The sequence below is a fragment of the Parasphingorhabdus cellanae genome (genome assembly GCF_017498565.1).
GTDB lineage: Bacteria > Pseudomonadota > Alphaproteobacteria > Sphingomonadales > Sphingomonadaceae > Parasphingorhabdus > Parasphingorhabdus cellanae.
The window spans coordinates 122,076-138,065 of record NZ_CP071794.1 but is presented as its reverse complement, the minus strand read 5'-3'; the positions used below and the strand labels follow the sequence as shown (position 1 = coordinate 138,065).

General features: G+C 51.0%; 17 protein-coding genes and 1 tRNA gene. 7 read left to right on the top strand and 11 right to left on the bottom strand.

Going from position 1 to position 15,990, the window contains the following annotated elements:
* Window positions 1-2 precede the first annotated feature (2 nt).
* Window positions 3-2,102 (bottom strand): putative bifunctional diguanylate cyclase/phosphodiesterase, encoded by a 2,100-nt coding sequence (locus J4G78_RS00645; protein WP_207987972.1) that lies wholly within the window; start codon window positions 2,100-2,102, stop codon window positions 3-5.
* A 101-nt stretch (window positions 2,103-2,203) separates the two neighbouring features.
* Between J4G78_RS00645 and moaA the strand changes: the two genes are divergently transcribed.
* The 3 genes from moaA to J4G78_RS00630 all read left to right on the top strand — a co-directional run bounded on the left by moaA (window position 2,204) and on the right by J4G78_RS00630 (window position 4,098).
* Entirely contained in the window at window positions 2,204-3,190 is a 987-nt protein-coding gene (moaA, locus tag J4G78_RS00640) for a GTP 3',8-cyclase MoaA (protein ID WP_207987971.1), read from the top strand.
* Window positions 3,187-3,960, top strand: coding sequence for an NAD kinase (locus J4G78_RS00635; RefSeq protein WP_207987970.1), 774 nt, complete (start codon window positions 3,187-3,189; stop codon window positions 3,958-3,960). The genes moaA and J4G78_RS00635 overlap by 4 nt, the downstream gene beginning before the upstream one ends.
* 63 nt (window positions 3,961-4,023) lie before the next feature.
* Window positions 4,024-4,098: transfer RNA gene (locus J4G78_RS00630), tRNA-Asn, on the top strand.
* 270 nt (window positions 4,099-4,368) lie between these two features.
* On the opposite strand, the gene J4G78_RS00625 is transcribed toward J4G78_RS00630, so the two are convergent.
* Window positions 4,369-6,042, bottom strand: a complete 1,674-nt coding sequence (locus J4G78_RS00625) for a hypothetical protein (RefSeq protein WP_207987969.1) — start codon at window positions 6,040-6,042, stop codon at window positions 4,369-4,371.
* Window positions 6,043-6,227: 185 nt separating this feature from the next.
* Window positions 6,228-7,151 carry a DUF1521 domain-containing protein gene (locus J4G78_RS00620; protein ID WP_207987968.1) on the bottom strand — a complete coding sequence of 308 codons (924 nt, stop codon included), beginning with the start codon at window positions 7,149-7,151 and terminating at the stop codon, window positions 6,228-6,230.
* A 196-nt stretch (window positions 7,152-7,347) separates the two neighbouring features.
* Here J4G78_RS00620 and J4G78_RS00615 point away from each other — a divergent pair, with 196 nt between their 5' ends.
* Entirely contained in the window at window positions 7,348-7,812 is a 465-nt protein-coding gene (locus J4G78_RS00615; RefSeq protein WP_207987967.1) for a hypothetical protein, read from the top strand.
* Window positions 7,809-8,234, top strand: coding sequence for a LuxR C-terminal-related transcriptional regulator (locus J4G78_RS00610; protein ID WP_207987966.1), 426 nt, complete (start codon window positions 7,809-7,811; stop codon window positions 8,232-8,234). Before J4G78_RS00615 ends, J4G78_RS00610 begins: the two co-directional genes overlap by 4 nt.
* On the opposite strand, the gene J4G78_RS00605 is transcribed toward J4G78_RS00610, so the two are convergent.
* On the bottom strand, window positions 8,219-9,145 hold the full coding sequence (locus tag J4G78_RS00605) for a DUF1521 domain-containing protein (RefSeq protein ID WP_207987965.1): 927 nt from the start codon (window positions 9,143-9,145) through the stop codon (window positions 8,219-8,221). The two genes, J4G78_RS00610 and J4G78_RS00605, sit on opposite strands and share 16 nt — an antisense overlap.
* A gap of 266 nt (window positions 9,146-9,411) precedes the next feature.
* On the opposite strand from J4G78_RS00605, the gene J4G78_RS00600 reads away from it, so the two are divergent.
* Window positions 9,412-10,014, top strand: coding sequence for a hypothetical protein (locus J4G78_RS00600; RefSeq protein WP_207987964.1), 603 nt, complete (start codon window positions 9,412-9,414; stop codon window positions 10,012-10,014).
* Between the two features lie 208 nt (window positions 10,015-10,222).
* Window positions 10,223-11,128, top strand: a complete 906-nt coding sequence (locus tag J4G78_RS00595) for a DUF6683 family protein (RefSeq protein WP_207987963.1) — start codon at window positions 10,223-10,225, stop codon at window positions 11,126-11,128.
* 14 nt (window positions 11,129-11,142) lie between these two features.
* Here J4G78_RS00595 and J4G78_RS00590 read toward each other — a convergent pair whose 3' ends face one another.
* The 7 genes from J4G78_RS00590 to J4G78_RS00560 are packed head-to-tail and all read right to left on the bottom strand — an operon-like array spanning window position 11,143 to window position 15,990.
* The gene (locus J4G78_RS00590; RefSeq protein WP_207987962.1) at window positions 11,143-11,793 is read right to left on the bottom strand and encodes a hypothetical protein; all 651 of its coding nucleotides are present in this window, start codon (window positions 11,791-11,793) and stop codon (window positions 11,143-11,145) included.
* Window positions 11,790-12,245, bottom strand: a complete 456-nt coding sequence (locus tag J4G78_RS00585) for a hypothetical protein (protein WP_207987961.1) — start codon at window positions 12,243-12,245, stop codon at window positions 11,790-11,792. The genes J4G78_RS00590 and J4G78_RS00585 overlap by 4 nt, the downstream gene beginning before the upstream one ends.
* The gene (locus J4G78_RS00580) at window positions 12,238-13,596 is read right to left on the bottom strand and encodes a FliI/YscN family ATPase (protein ID WP_243457170.1); all 1,359 of its coding nucleotides are present in this window, start codon (window positions 13,594-13,596) and stop codon (window positions 12,238-12,240) included. Before J4G78_RS00580 ends, J4G78_RS00585 begins: the two co-directional genes overlap by 8 nt.
* The gene (locus J4G78_RS00575) at window positions 13,593-14,207 is read right to left on the bottom strand and encodes a FliH/SctL family protein (RefSeq protein ID WP_207987960.1); all 615 of its coding nucleotides are present in this window, start codon (window positions 14,205-14,207) and stop codon (window positions 13,593-13,595) included. Before J4G78_RS00575 ends, J4G78_RS00580 begins: the two co-directional genes overlap by 4 nt.
* Complete coding sequence (locus J4G78_RS00570; RefSeq protein WP_207987959.1) at window positions 14,207-14,788, bottom strand: hypothetical protein; 582 nt, start codon at window positions 14,786-14,788, stop codon at window positions 14,207-14,209. The genes J4G78_RS00575 and J4G78_RS00570 overlap by 1 nt, the downstream gene beginning before the upstream one ends.
* A complete protein-coding gene (sctJ, locus tag J4G78_RS00565; RefSeq protein WP_207987958.1) occupies window positions 14,766-15,554 on the bottom strand; it encodes a type III secretion system inner membrane ring lipoprotein SctJ in 789 nt (262 codons plus the stop codon). The genes J4G78_RS00570 and sctJ overlap by 23 nt, the downstream gene beginning before the upstream one ends.
* Window positions 15,555-15,558: 4 nt before the next feature.
* On the bottom strand, window positions 15,559-15,990 hold the full coding sequence (locus J4G78_RS00560) for a hypothetical protein (protein WP_243457169.1): 432 nt from the start codon (window positions 15,988-15,990) through the stop codon (window positions 15,559-15,561).

Sequence of the window (15,990 nt, the reverse complement as noted above, 5' to 3'; positions counted from 1 at the left end):
TATCAGTTGCTCAGCAATGCAAATATTTCAAACTCCTCGGCTGAAATAGGTCCAGAACGCAGAAATCCTTGGAAATATTCACAGCCTTGATCCGCAAGTGTTGCCAGCTGAGCCTCTGTTTCGACGCCTTCGGCAATGACCGATAAACCTAGACTGTGCCCCATTTTGATGATCGATTTGACCACCACCTGGTCTTTTGACGAACCGCTGATATCGCTTGTCAAACCGCTATCAATCTTAAGATAATCGAGTGGTAAATTTTTCAAATAGGCTAAACTGCTATAGCCTGTTCCAAAATCATCAATAGCGATTTGCAGTCCCTGCTCCTGTAACGCAGCAAGACGCCGTGCGGCGCTCTTAAGGTCGCCAATTAGCTCGCTTTCGGTTATTTCCAGCGTTGTTCGTGCAGCTTCAAATCCGGCATGATCAATACCCCGCATCATATTTTTAACGAAATCAGCATTCGCAAGGTCGCCGGCGGTGATATTAATGGACAGCCGTAAAAAAGACAGACTTTCGGGCCATTGGCCTGCCGTTTCGAAAGCAAGTTTATGAATATGCGAAGATAACAGCTCCATTAAACCAGCGCGCTCCGCTACTGAAAATAAAGTCGCCGCACCCAGAAATCCGAGTGTCGGATGGTCCCAACGCGCCAAGGCCTCGGCGCCTACCAACTGCCCGGTTCTCACTTTGATCTGCGGTTGCAGCGCAATCGCTATATCCCCACGCTCTAGCGCGTGAACCAAATCAGCCTCTAATTGCTGTTCTAGCAGGATATTTTTCTCAGAGGAATTGCTTACACGCAAGGGCAATGCATCAGATAGCATTGCCTCTGCCAAAGCGAGTGTTGCGCGTCTGACTAACAGTGTTTCATCCGCTGACTCTTCTGAAATAGCAACTCCTGCCCGCGCCACCAACCCGATATCACGTGCTTCGATTGAAATGGGTGCAAAGACTTTACTCAACAATTCTTCAGCATAATCTGTGTATGTATTGGCTATCTCGTCACTGGCACTTTCCAGTTGCGTAGCCACAACAAAATTCTGCCCGTCCATTCTGGCCACGAGACAATTATCGAGAGGATGAGCCATCGTTTCTGTAATTAGTCGTTGACCGATCCGGCGCATAATTTCGTCACCAATGGCGCGCCCATAAGCCGCATTGATTGTCGCAAAATTCTTTAAGCCAAACATGACTAGGCCGATCTTATGATGGTTCGCAAGACGGCGGCGCATCCAATTTCTAGCGGCGGAACCATTGCGCAAACCTGACAGCAAATCTCGCCCGGTCCAACCAAGATCTGTTTCATTGTCGCTGACACGTTCAAGGCTTCCTTGAATTTTGTCTCCCGAATCATGCAAGTGATGAATAATCTTCTCGCCGTGCAGCAGGTGAGCTACAGCGGCCTGCGTTGCTCCTGCGCGCAAGCGCCCCATCGCACCGCGGACGCGCAAGCGCTCCTCGGCCGCTAAAATTCGATAAATTCCTGTGACAGGATAAATGTCAAAATTAACCGCAGAAAGGTTTGATCTCAATTTTTCGCTGATCCAGTTTTGACTGATAGCAAGTTTTGAGAATGACCATTGCTCCCCCGCTTGTATCAACAATCTGTTGAAATCATTGGTAGCTTTTGCTCCTCCATGCACATTTTCAACATAGCGATAAGCAAATTTTATGGCTTGCTCAAGATCGGCATACGGATTGGCAATATCCAGAAAATGGGTAGCACCGGCATCATAACATTTCGCAGCAATATTCCCCTGCCCGCTCTGATCTGCCAAAGCGAGAATCGCGATGCGGCGTTGTTCGTCCAGCCCCGCTAACTCAGCAATCGCAGCCAACCCATCATCAACTGCATCGCGCAAATCAACCAGCGCAATCAGGGCGTTGGAAGATAGAAACCGACCTCTCAAACCATCTTTGCGTCGAGCAGAGCTAACATACCAACCGCCCGCAGACACTCGTGAGGCCAACGGATCGCGGTCATGGAACGACAATAGAAACAGATTTGTTAAATCCACCTGCCCCGATAGTGATTGCGACTTTTGAATGACTTTCGATATCCCCGTTTCTTTGAAATGAACCGCTTTGGCAAAATGCAAATATTCCTATCCTTTTCCATAGCGGCTAAATCTTTATAGGCCGTTGCCTGCATGTGAACAAAACGCTAGGATTTTAGCCAGCAAATGAATGGAATATGGTGATGTTGGACGGATTTGGCCGTAAAATCGACTATTTACGCATATCGGTTACCGACCGATGCAATTTTCGTTGCCAATATTGCATGTCAGAAAATATGACTTTCATGCCAAAAACCGAGTTACTTACGCTCGAAGAAATCACCCTAATTGCCGAACGTTTCATTGGTCATGGTGTCAAAAAAATCAGGCTTACAGGCGGCGAGCCTTTGGTTAGACGGGATATGAGTGATGTGATCCAACGACTTGGACGCAAAGTAAAATCTGGAGACTTGGAGGAGTTGACACTGACAACCAACGGGACACTGCTGAATGAATATGCAAGCCATTTGGCTGCCAGTCACGTACGGCGGATCAATGTCAGTATGGATACGCTCGATCCGGCAGACTTTGCGGAGATAACCCGCGGCGGAAAAGTTGAGCAGGTTTTAGGTGGCATAGAGGCCGCCAAGCAGGCCGGTATTCACATTAAAATTAACATGGTTGCACTGCGCGGATTCAATCAGGAAGCCTTGTTACCGATGGCCGAATATTGTTCCAAAAACGGTCATGACCTGACAGTCATCGAAACTATGCCACTGGGCGATGTCGGCGCAGATCGGAAGCTGGAACATATTTCCGCCGAGGAATTTATCGCGCCGCTCTTGGCCCGATATTCGGCAAATCCAATTGCCCATAAAAGCTCTGGACCAGCCCGTTATATGGCCATCGAGCCCTTGGGCCTCCGACTTGGTCTGATTACACCACTCAGTCAAAATTTTTGCGATAATTGCAATCGGCTTCGCCTGACAACGGATGGTAAGATATTTATGTGTCTCGGCCACAATGCGCATGTTGATTTACGCGCAGCAGTGCGCAATGAGGGCATCGAGGCTGTCGACCGGTTACTTCAGAAAGCTTTGAAGCTCAAACCGTTACGACATGATTTTAATGCGCAGTTAGACGGGTCCGCAGATATATTGGAGCGTCACATGAACGTCACAGGCGGATGAGCGAAACAAAATGGGCACTGATTGTGTCCCCTACCCCGCAGGCTCAGGAGGCGGGAGAAAAGCTCAAGCCTTTGATGGACTGGGTATCAATTGACGATGCTGATCAGGCGGTAGTACTGGGCGGCGATGGTTTCATGCTGCAAACCTTACATCAGATGCTAAATCGGCGTAAAATCATGCCTGTTTATGGAATGAACCTCGGCACAGTCGGTTTTCTGATGAACAATTGGCATGAAGATGATTTGACCCGGCGTATTGAGAGCGCCAGACCGTTTAAAGTGCGGCCTTTAAAAATGGAGGTCGAAACCATTTCCGGTGCCAGCTTTGTATTACCTGCGATTAACGAAGTATCGTTGTTGAGAGAAACCCGGCAAACCGCAAAACTTGAGATTGAAGTCAACAACCGAATCATGTTGGAAGAGCTTGTCTGCGATGGTGTTTTGATCGCAACACCAGCAGGTTCAACCGCCTATAATTTATCAGCAAATGGACCGATATTGCCGCTAGGATCAAATCTATTGGCATTGACGCCGATCAGTCCCTTCCGACCACGGCGCTGGAAAGGCGCTATTTTGCCCGACAAAATGCCGATCAGTATCAAAGTTCTAAACGCGGAAAAACGGCCTGTCAGTGCGGTTGGAGACCAGCAGGAAGTACGTGATGTCGCCAAGGTGACTGTCTCCATTGATCGCAACCAGACACTTTCCATGTTATTTGATCCCGAACATGCGCTGGACGACCGAATTGCTATGGAACAATTTGTTGTTTGATGGCTTGCCGGGTGCGAATGACGTTGCTATAGCCGCGCTCGTTGTGATGCAAATCGCTTCTATTCCCCGGTAGCTCAGTGGTAGAGCAATCGACTGTTAATCGATTGGCCGATGGTTCGAATCCGTCCCGGGGAGCCATTTTTTCTAAAAATCAAGGCTTTTGAAAAAGCTATTCTTCGGCCCCCAGGCTTTTTCCTTCATCGGTAAGGCAAAAATCTGAGATGTTAAGAGCACGATAATCCGGCAGATCGCCAAAATACGCGCAGTCATATCTCTTCAGGTGAGTCGCAATGTGGCAGCATGTATTGGTTCACCAACGATAGGTCTGATGACGCGCTAAAATATCCACAATAGCTTGCCAGCCAGGCGCCTATGCGAAAATAATTCAAGTTGATCTAGAGCGAGATGCTAACCTTCGGGTCCATCATAAAATTGATCAAGCCGGTCGTCCAGTGGCCCAAGATAGGAGTCGTCCAGACCATTAAGTGCGGAGCGCAAAATCTGTCCGAACTCCACAAGTGGTCCGCCGGTTTCTTCAAACTCGTTCCGTGCGATATTTTCAGCGCGGTCTACCAATAGGCTTTCAAGACGATCGGTCCCCTGCCCGACTATCAAATTACCGATTGGCCCTCCAACCGGGCCGCCGATTTTACTGATCGCTTGACTGGTCAAAAAGTCAGTAAAGACCCGAACATTGTCAATTTCTGTTTGGGCATTCCCGCGCGCGTCAGCAACATATTGCCGGCCGCCCTCTTGAATGGAACCCAAAAGCACTCCAAAAGTCGCTGCTGCATTTTGACGGATATTGGGCGGAAGGCTTTCATTAAGAATGACGTTGGACAGTCTGAACATTTCGTCCGTTATGGCATCAGCCGTTGCTTCTAAATCTGAAAATGACGGATCAAGTAGCACATTACGGACGAAATCCTGGACCACCCTTGTTGCCGCAAGCCCGCTATTGGGATTCGCATTCCGCCAGTCACCTTCAACAAGCCGGGTGATATTGGCATTGAAATATTCACCCAGCTGATTGAATGCGATTTCTTGATTGTCGCTTGAACCAAGGCCATTGCTATACTCGCCATCAGCGGAGCGAACTAGCGTCGCAAACAGTTCATCGGCCTGACGCTGCCGTTGCGTGTTGGTCGATGTAGACGCAGCATTGATGAGCGTTGACAGAACTTCTACCGCGCTATGACCGGGAGGCGTATTTCGACCCTCAAAACTGTCGCGAGTGGATACAGCCAAGAGCTGCTCGACCAAGCTTCTGTCGCCAACTTGCGTGTTTAGGTCGCTATGGCGCCCAATTTCATTCATTACCAAATTGGCGGCTCGGGTTCTGCCATTGGCTGCCGCCATATTGGCAACATCTGCTGCGGCGAGCAACTGATCAACGCCAGGACCTGTTTGATCGTAACCCAGCCTTTGCGCATCGGTCAGCAGCTTACCGGCAAGACTGTCCAATGTATCGCCGTTGGTAATACCGGTGAGTAGAGAGCGCAATCCGTCGGAGGATGCACTGCGTCCTAGCGACGCTGTAGATGTGTTAGGATTAAACAGGCCATGGAGGTCCGTAGCGCTCAAACGGCCATTATCAGCACTGCGTGCAATGGAATCCTGGAGCTGTCCGCGTGCCTGGTCACCATTGACCAAGGCTTCGCCATCGCCGATATACTCAAACGCCTCTCGGATGTTCGATGCGGCCTGCGGCGTCATTTGATGCCCTTCCAGGGTAGTGTGATTATCCAATCGCGAAATCTCCACCAACCGCGCAATATATTCGTCTTTCTGAGCCTGGCTCAGAGATGAGTCACCGAGAACACTTTCAATAGTAAAGGCCGTGCTGTTTCCAAAGGTTGTACCAGCATTCTGGATGGTGAATTCGAGCAATTCCGTTACTGCCGGGTCCTGCTGGTTTCGTGTAGCGGTTTGGGCAGCAGCGGTGTTATTGAACTGGGCCTTTACTACTTGCGATTCTGCCGGACTCAGGTTGTTCACTCTCGCTTCAATCGCTCTGATGCTGGCGTTCTGGATCGTATTCGCGGCTGTTTTAGCGGCGGCGCCTATTCCTGGCGTATGCATGTCTCTCTCCTACCCAATGGAACCAAAATATAATCATAATATAGATCATTGTTGCGCGAAGCCGCATAAGCGATCCGATGATAAGCCTAGTCGAATCGCTTATAGGCAACGGCAACAACCACCCCGTTTTCATTACTGCCCTAAAGACATGCTTATCCTACGAGCGATATCGAAAGCCGCTATGGTTACGCGTCAAACAGCTGCGGCATCAAGCGCGCAAACTCGGCTTGAGCAGCATCTGTTTGCGGTAGATTAAACAACATGCCAAACATCAGAAAATTACCAAGAAAACTGCCCAGCTCACCCAGACTTGGTAATTCGCTACCAGGCCCATATTCCCCGCCCGGGCGGGTGGCATTGAGGTCTTGCTGGGTCGCCAGCTCACCCGTCAATTCGGAATTCCAACCGGAACCGCAATCATTTTCATGCAAAACATAACCATCGCGGTGGGCGGCATCGACACTGTAGCCATTGTTCGACATCGTCATTTCAAGATCGCCAAGCTGGTTCTGGCTAATACCATCAACAACCAGTGCGTTTGAACCTTTGGTCACGACAACCTGACTGGCGACGTACATATTGGGATTACCGTTCCACTGCTCGGTATTGATCGTAATTTTTGTGCCATTCTCCAATGTAAACGTAGTCGTGCCCCAAAAATCAAAAGCGCGCTTGCCATCTACATCAACATGGGGATCACCCCAAATTCGTGTTTTCTCGCCAGTATTTTCATTGAGAATGAAAATCTCACTGTTTTTCTCGTTAAACTGCAGGGTATATCCATCACCAAGATCGACATCCGCAGTACCCGTTCCGGTCATTTGTGCCGTCCATTGCTGTTGCGGCTGAACATCCGGCATGGGACAAGGTGTAAATGGTGGAATACAGCCGCCTGGCAAGACACCACAACCCGGCATGCCAGAGAAACAGCGCAAGCCAAGCATCATCGGCAACATACCACCAGCAAAAGGACCAGCGTTGAGCGGGTTGAAAAATTGTCCCATGATACCGGCAGCAAGATTAAGCTGCATGCCGTTCATCAGTTGCACCGGCGTCAGAGGCGAAGCAAGAGTGAGAAAATTATTCTGCGCGGGATTCGTTGGGGTCATGGCTGCATCCTTTTTGGTCACTTGTGACGGCTCATGCTCGCCGAGCCATTAGATGAAAGGTGTCATTAAACCGACCAGTCGTCACTCAACATTATGCTTAGACCAGCTAATCGTTATGACTATGCGCGAGGCGGAAAGGCGGCTCTAATCGTCGCAAAAGATTGTAATGAAATGAGTGAACGGTTATTCTAGCGCCATGAGCAATGATATTCGTACCGGTTTAAGCGGGGTTAGCGCATTGCGCCTGTCAGGTCGCGGCAGTGGCAGCCGCGCAGGAGCCGCCTTATCGTCATTGGCGGCACAAATTGCCGGGCATGTCGCTGATACGCTCAATCTTGCGGCACAGGATGACCAGAGTGATAGGCGGCGTGGCAAGAATTTTATCACAGCCAACGATTTATATGAAATAGAGGCGCTATCGGGATCTCTTTCCCGCGACTTATCTGCCAATGGATCAGAAGCAGTCAGACTGACCGCCGCTTTACATCAATTTGCTGAGCGCAGCGCTACGTTACTGGGTGCGCGGCCTGCTGCTTATTCGGTCGAGCATTTGGTGCATGCCATAGATGATGCCGTTGGCGATGGAAAAAGCCCAGAAGATTTTGAGAGCGTATTGGCAACAATAGAAAAAGCCTCCTTAGCGGTCGAGAATGCGCAATGACCGATCAGCGTCCATCAGGCGGAATTGCATCCTCTGCACAGGAGCAGAGGACCACCACACCGGAACGTCAAGGAACCGGGGTTGATGATATCGAACAACTCGCGGCTCTGATCGCACGTATCAAGGATAATGAACAAGCAACTGATGCAGCCCAAAAGGAATTGCGCATCGGTGAATTTCAGGTCGAAGGGTGGCGCGTACCGGAAAGCTATCTTGGTCCACTGCAAACATTATCGCGAACCGAGGCCGCTGTGATGCGTTTTTTGGGTTGGGGTCGATCCAACGCGGACATCGCCAGCCTACTCAATATTCACGACAACACAGTCAGAACGCATTTAAACAACGCCATTGGTAAGTTGGAGGTCGACGGTTCACGCGGTCTTGTGGCCTTGGCTGGCCTGTTATTTCATCCCGTCAACTGATCTGTATTTTGTAGTGCAGAGACTTGGCTGCGATCTTTAGCCGCCAGAATCTCTTGCAAGCGGTAGTTTTGGTCTGCGGAATTTGATTCATGGCGGATGTCAGCATTGGCGGTCAGACTATAGCCAAGACTGGCAGCTGAATTGTTTAGAAATCGATTGAAAAGCCGACTTACATCATCAAGACTATAGTGGTGTCGGCTCGGTCCATACTCGCCATCTGGCGCTGTCTTATCCAGATCGACCTGACTCACTGCTTCACCAGTAGCGGACTGGACCCAGCCTGTCCCGCTGCTATTTTCTCTCACAATATAGCCATCAGCCGTCACCAAATCTTCAAGCCGCCCATTAAAATTACTGTCTATGGCCAAGTCACTTCTAGTCGCGTTGCCAACACCGGTTATGATGACTGCACGATAGTTTTTTGTTATAACAACACGCTCCAATATATACAGATCGGGATGATCGGAAGCAGCAGCCGTTTGGACTGTTATCTTGGTATTGTCCCGTAGCGTAAATGTCATGTCAGCCCAAAAACGCAACGCGCCTGTTTGATCCTGAAGAAGGTCAACTGCGCCCCAGATATGGGTTACGGCTCCGCTTTGTCCGTGATGGATAGTTAAAGACCCTGCCATCTCGTCGATCAGCAGTCGGTAGTCTCCGTCCAGATTAATAGCCGCTATACCCGTGGCAATATTTTGAGCCTGCCATGCAATATCCGGCGACCGTGTAATAGAATCCACCGCTGCCAGTTGTACATCCATCGTTATCGGTAGGGCGGCCTGTGTTATAGAAGTTGCCGGAAGGGGGTTGCTGGCTTCAATTGTCAAATGCCCGTTCATTGTGTTGACGGAAGCCGTTCCTAATGAAAGCGGCAACCCACCCCCACCATAAATCGCCAATGCCATTGTCATATCATAGTCCCCCAATTGCCCTGTTTACAGACACTTGCTCTCAGCATAGCGCCTTTAAACGAAGCTATATCCATAGACTATCAAAGCGTCAGTCAGCGAAACGACCACTGATCCTAAGCATAATGATGAGGGGTTCTAAGCATTATGCCGAGGGAAAGGCTTTTCGAATCCATGCATAAGGATGGACGACGGAAAGAGATATGACATCCTTTCCTCCCGGATCAGCCCAATGGCCCCGGCAGCTGTATTTTTAAAGGAGAAATGAAATGGGTATCGGTGGAATTTTCAAATCTATGGTCAATCCTATGAACCTGGCACAGCTTGCCATGGGTCCAGCTGGTTGGGCTTCTTTAGCAACACAGATGATTGGCAGCGCCATTGCGCAAACAGCCATCGCTCAATTGGGTCAAATGATGGGCCTTCCACCATCCATGATCTCTGCGGCGCAAAACACCTTTGCTCTAGCTTCTGGCACGCAAGGTATGCCAACTTCTATCGGCGACGCCGTATCCCAAGTCGGCGATATGTTCGGCCTTTCGCCAAGCCAACAAGGCATTCTCGAGCGTAATGCGATGAGCGACTTAAACGACTTCGTGTCCAGTCTGTCAGAAGGTAAAGATGCCAAAGAAGCCAGAGCAGGCGGCAAGGGTGGCAGCTGGTTGATGGCTATTGCCGAGGTTCTGGGCAAACAGCTGGACAAACAAGCCAAGGAACTGGAAGAAATGGCCGGTCAAATCAGCGATGATACGCCAAGCCTGACCGCCAAATTTGGTGCCAAGTCTCAGCAATTCTCGATGATGTTCAACGCGACCAGCACAGCGATTAAAGCGATCGGGGAAGCGATGTCTCAAATGGCTCGCAAGCAATAATAATCACACAAACAATCGAAAAGCCCGGGGCATGTCCCTGGGCTTTTTACGTGTGCATTCTAGATTATATTTCAGCCAGATATAGTGAGATGGCGGTGTTGGTACTCAGTTTATATTCATCTCATCTCTGGCAGCTTTTCAAAACATGTTGCGTTGTTAAATTCCGAGTCGAATCTCAACTGATCGAGAACTATCTGGAGCTGAGAACATGCGAAAATATCCTTCAAAATTTTTAGCCACGTTATCTGTTTTAGCCGCCGGGCTTTTTGGCCTTTCTCCGGCCCACGCGCAGTTCGATATTGGTGGTGGTTTCATCGACGCTGGCGTTCATGGCGCAGTGATGAAAGGCGTGACCAAAAAAGCGAGAAAATCAGCACGCACCCCGGTGCCAGGCACAGCGCAAAGAGCCCCATTCAGCGCTGGCCAACAAAAAGCGGCGCTTCAATACGAACCATCGATGCAGCAGCGTAAGAAAAACTTTGCAAATTTCGTCAAAAAAACCCGCAAGGCAGACCCCGCTGGCGCGACTCAACTCGAGCAGATGCTTACACAAAATGATGTCATCGGACTTATCAGCCGGGAAGTGTCGAGCGCGGGACTTTCGGTCAATAATGTCGCCGATGCCTACACAATATGGTGGATCACTGCCTGGGATGGTGCGCAAGGCACTAACCGTGACCTAACCCGAGGTCTTGTGTCACCGGTTCAGCAACAAGCGACAACGGCCCTGCTTTCAACGCCACAATTTATGGGTGCTACAGATGCCCAAAAGCAAGAACTTGCCGATGCCTATCTTGTTCAAGCGGCTTTGATTGGCGGCTATGTAGAGGCGACCCAATCCGATCCTGCGCAACTGGATAAAGTGAAGGCAGCCATAAAGCAGGGTGCCCGGGCAGCCGGCATGGATCTCGATAAGATGATATTGACGGACAGTCGAGGTTTTCAGCCGCGCGAGACGAGTGACGCCAGCGACGCAAAGCCTGATCAACCTGAAGAACGGTTGGCATCAGCAACCGAAAAATCTGGAGAAAATGAGTTCAGTTACGGATTGATCGCTTTAGCGAGTGGTGTCGGATTGGCAGGAGCATTTGGCCTTGGCCGCTTGCTTCGATAAACAAAGCCAACGGGTTAACCAGATTTGCCGGCAAAACTAATCTCAGCCAGTTTGATTGGATGTTGTTGCAAACGATCTTTTAGCTCACGGCGTAGCAATTTACGATCATTTGCCCCCAGGGCACCTGGCCGTGCGATCAAAACAATGGAAATATAGCCCGTCGCCGAGCGGGCTAACACCGCACTTTCAATCGGAAGTCCGCCAGCAAACTGCAAAGTAAATTGGCTTTGCTGCCCGCGTTGTACCTGTTCGGCAATGGCGGCGGCCATGCGATCAATCTGGGCTTTGAACTCCATGTCGATTTGCCCGGCTGGCGCGCTTTGAGCAGCTATCTCCCTTCCACTTTGGAACGGGTTGCTACCCTGAGCTATCCCGCTCCAAGCGAAAATTTCCGCATCTGTATCGTGCGCCCTGCCTTTTTCTGCACCACCTTTTTTTTGGTGGTCGGCGCTAGCTCTATTCTTTTTTTGCTCCGCCCCGCCATCATCATTGTGGCTCACCGTTGGTTTACCCAGATTTTGTGAACGGGCATCATGGTCTTGATGCTGATGCAAAGACCGTTCAAACTGACTTTGATTCTGCGGAGACGCCTTTTGTTGTGACGAAGATGACCGCGGCGATGGTGGCCCAAACCGATTGGCGGAGGGATCATGGTTGATCGTCATGATGTCTCTGGTCGATGACGCGAACCATCCTGTATTTCTTCAGCAAGATTATCTTCGGCTTTCCGTTCCTCGGCCTTTTGCTGCATTCGACGGAGGTTTTGCAAGCCATCCAATTTTACTTGCGCCTTTAACAAGGCCTGTGCCGCTTGCTTCAAACCACTCTCGCATTGCTGTTCTGAATCGCACATGGCGTCATGATGGACAGCCGCTTCCTGCTGCTTCTGCTCGGAGATCTCTTGCCATATCCAGGCTTGCTCCAGCGCAGGATTAGCATAGCTATGTTGCTGAGCTGCAAGCATTTGCTTCTGGTGGTCTTCCAAATTTTGCGCGGCCAAATTTCGCGCTGTTTCCGCTTCAATCAAAGCAGCTTTTGCCTCTTTCAGCTTCCTTTCGCTGCGCCTTCGGCGAAGAGCACCAATTTTTTGCAAACTTATGAAGTCAAGCTCAGGCATCGACCGCCTCAGTTAAGTTGCGCATCAAAGCGCTACTTTCTGCCGCACTGGATTTTTCGTCTATAGGCTGACGTAAAAAATTGTTGATGCCAGCGCGCGCCGCCAATGCAGTATCGGCAAGCGCGTCTTGCCCCGGTTGATATTCACCCATCTGGATAAGCAGTTCAATATCAGCCAAACGGGACAGCATGGCCCGCATACGTCTAGCTGCTTCAGCCTGACCAGCACCGACCAGCCTCCCTGCTAGTCGAGACAAGCTATTGGGGACGTCAATCGCCGGGAAATGGCCGCTGGAAGCCAATTTGCGAGACAGATGAATATGGCCATCCAAAAGCGATCGCACTTCCTCGCCAATGGGATCACCATCCTCATCTTCCAGCAACACCGTATACAGACCAGTAATCGATCCCGTTCGCGCTGTCCCCGCTCGTTCAAAAAGTTGCGGCAGTTCGGCAAATATCGACGGCGGAAACCCTCGCCTGACTGGCGGCTCGCCCGCGGCCAGACCGATTTCGCGATGCGCGCGGGCGAAACGCGTGACGCTGTCCATCATCAAAACCACTTGTTTGCCCTGATCACGCAAGCCCTCGGCTACTGCGGTCGCCGCCTCGGCTGCCCGCACCCGTTCCATCGCAGGACGGTCGGAGGTCGCGGCTATGACAATCGCTTTAGCCAACCCTTTCGGGCCTAGTACATCTTCGACAAATTCGCGCACTTCACGACCGCGTTCCCCGATCAAGGCGATTACGAAAGCATCGGCCTGTGCATGACGGGCTAACATCCCAAGCAGAGTGCTTTTCCCGCTACCGGCTGCGGCAAAAATTCCGATGCGTTGTCCTTGCCCAAGCGTCATTAATCCATCAATTGCGCGTACCCCCGTTTCAAAAATCGCCGAAATGGGTTCTCGCTCCATCGGGTTTGGCGGTTCGCCACGCAAACCACGTGCGGGTTGGCGCGAAACTGGTCCAAGGCCATCGATCGGTTGCAGCGCAGCGTCATAGACCCTGCCCAACAAGTGATCACCATAGGGCACTTTCATCTGGCCACCGCGCAAGATAATCTCACTGTCGGGAGCAAGGCCGCGAACCGGCCCAAGCGGTGTTAGAATAGCGCAACCGTCGTTAAAGCCCACAACTTCAGCGGAGACTATCTCACTAGAACCAGGCGTCTTGATCTCACACAAATCACCGATATGTGCTCGCACCCCTTTTACCCGCAACGATGTTCCAAGTACACTGACCAGCTTACCACGTTGCTCTACAAGCGGCGCCTCGCGTAGAGCCTCTAACAAGGAACTGCTGCTGTGGGCCTTTGCCAGTTTTTTTTGGGGAAACACCATGATGTCGTTCATCCGCCTTGCATCCCTGCAGCTACGTCTGTTTTTAGACCCCAGCGAGCACCGAGTGTTTCCAGTTGCAAATCGAGTCCGCACAAGACCGAACCCGATCGCGTGCGAATAATACAATCGTGAACCTGCAAACTGCTATCCGCCCGAACCAACCGGGAAGCGTTATCCGACAGGCCATTTTTTACTTCTTCTGCAACGCCGGTGCACAAGGTAATGGTTTCGACATCTTCAATTTCTAGATTTGATAAGGCGCGTTTTGTCAGCGCTGTCATTTTTTCGACTTCGGGAATAGCGCCCAAAATGTGATGAACAGCTTCATAAGCAAGCGCAGCCAAATCTCTTTGCCGCACCGTCTGATGGTCAGCTATCTCGTTTGCAATGGGCAGGACCGCAGCAGCGATGTGGCTCTGCATCTCCTCCAGCGCAGCCTTGCGGCCTTCTGCAAAGCCTTCTTCCACGGCCTGAGCTCGGTCGGCATCATATTTTTTCTTGATCCGTTCCGCTGCGGCCAGCATTTCAATAGTAGTTGATATATTTTCAGCATCGGCCTGTTTTATGATCGGCTTGTCTGCGAATAACGCCTTGTCTGGGCTTTGAAAAAGCGAATAGGCCATCAGTCCCGCTCCGCGTCCGACGGAACAGGCGCCGTTTCAATGAGCTGATAAGCCAAATCACAGATCGCCCGGGCCTCTTGGGATGTTACAGCACTGCATGGAACATCAGCCGCGCGATCATCCGAACATGAACGAGCCGCCCGGTCCATCAACGCCGCCCCACAGCGGGATATTTCGTCAGGAGTTGGAAGTGGCTGGTCGAGCGGCATAATGTTCGATGTGGTTGGCCTCGGTGCTTCCATGATCCGGTCGAACAACTGCTCGCCAACTCCATCCGTAACAGTACGAAGAGCTATACCATCCAGCTCTTGATCCAGTTGGGGACGAAAACAAAGCAGTCCAGCAGCATAAGACAATTCCTGCCGATCAGCGTTTGGATCAGCCGACCATAATGGCAGAGCAGCCAAATCTGCAAAACTCATACGATCATCATTGTCCATGAACCGGTTTGCAAAGCGAGCGGCCCGCGTCATTGGCGGGCCGCCATCAACTAGTCGATATTTCCGGATCAGCATCTTACGCGACAGACGGCCGCGGCCTGGCGCATCAGTGCCGACTTCAGCTGCGTTTGGTGGAAGCATAGGCTTTTTCCGTTACCGGATCTCTTTGTGATGAAAGATTACGGGCACTGTGGCGGCGGCGCGTCCTGACGAACCGCCATGAAGCAAACAACGTTAATCCAATCGCGCCGACTATCGCCGCCCAGCGCAACCAACCGAAATCGGGCGTCCATGCCGCTGCTGCAGGTTGGGCTATCGCCTTGCCAGGGACCATAACTACCGAGACTTTTTCGTAAGTCAGTCCCTCAATACTATTGGCTACCAGCGATTTTACAGAAGACGTCTGGTTATCAAGATCAAAGCCTGGGCGATATTTTATAAAAACCGAAGCAGATGACGGCTTCACCTCCCGCGACAACGGGTCAGGCTCGGGCAGGGTCAAGTGTACACGTGACTGAACGACACCATCAATTTCGCTAATCGTATGAGACAGCTCTTGAGACAAGCCGTAGATCAACCGTGCTCGCTCTTCCAACGGAGAGGACGTGAAACCTTCTTTTTTGAAAACACTGCCCAAATTATCGTAGGTCTGCCGCGGCAGACCATTTGAGCGAAGCAATTGTACGGATCTCGCAAAATCATCCTGTGCGACAGCGACAGACCAGACATTATCTTCCATCGCATGCTTGCTTGCCGATATGCCAGCTTCCGATAATACGGCCACAACTTCATTCGCCTGCCCCTCAGACAGATCGCGATGCAGTTCCTGTTCCGAACAGGCAGCCAAAGAGACAGCAAGCACCAACGCCAAAAGCCATCTTGCAAATCCCAAAACCGCAGCGCCCATATCGCTATCCCTGCTGCCGGAACAACTGCTGAACACCGTCAGCACTGCGATTGGCGATGTTGGATGTAAGCTGACACTGGAACATAAATTCCTGACATCGCATCGTCAAATTGACAATCTCGCCCGGCGTCAACGATCCACCACTGGCTTCTGCGCCTTTGGCGTAGTCAGAAACAGATTTGGCCTGCACATTCACCTTGTCGAGCGCGCCGATCATTCCCGACATTGCTTTTGGCATGCCGGTAGTTGAGGCCGTACCGTTAATGCTGCTGATCCGGTCCATAGCCGCATCGAAACGCGATTGTTCAGCAGGGGACGGTCCCGTTCCTGCGGAGCTGTTGATATTATGGTTTTGCAGGTCAACAACCCTAGCGGGGCTAGCATTGCCTGCGGCGACGGAAGCTGCTGATGCAGCCGAGATGATTTCCGCACTCAT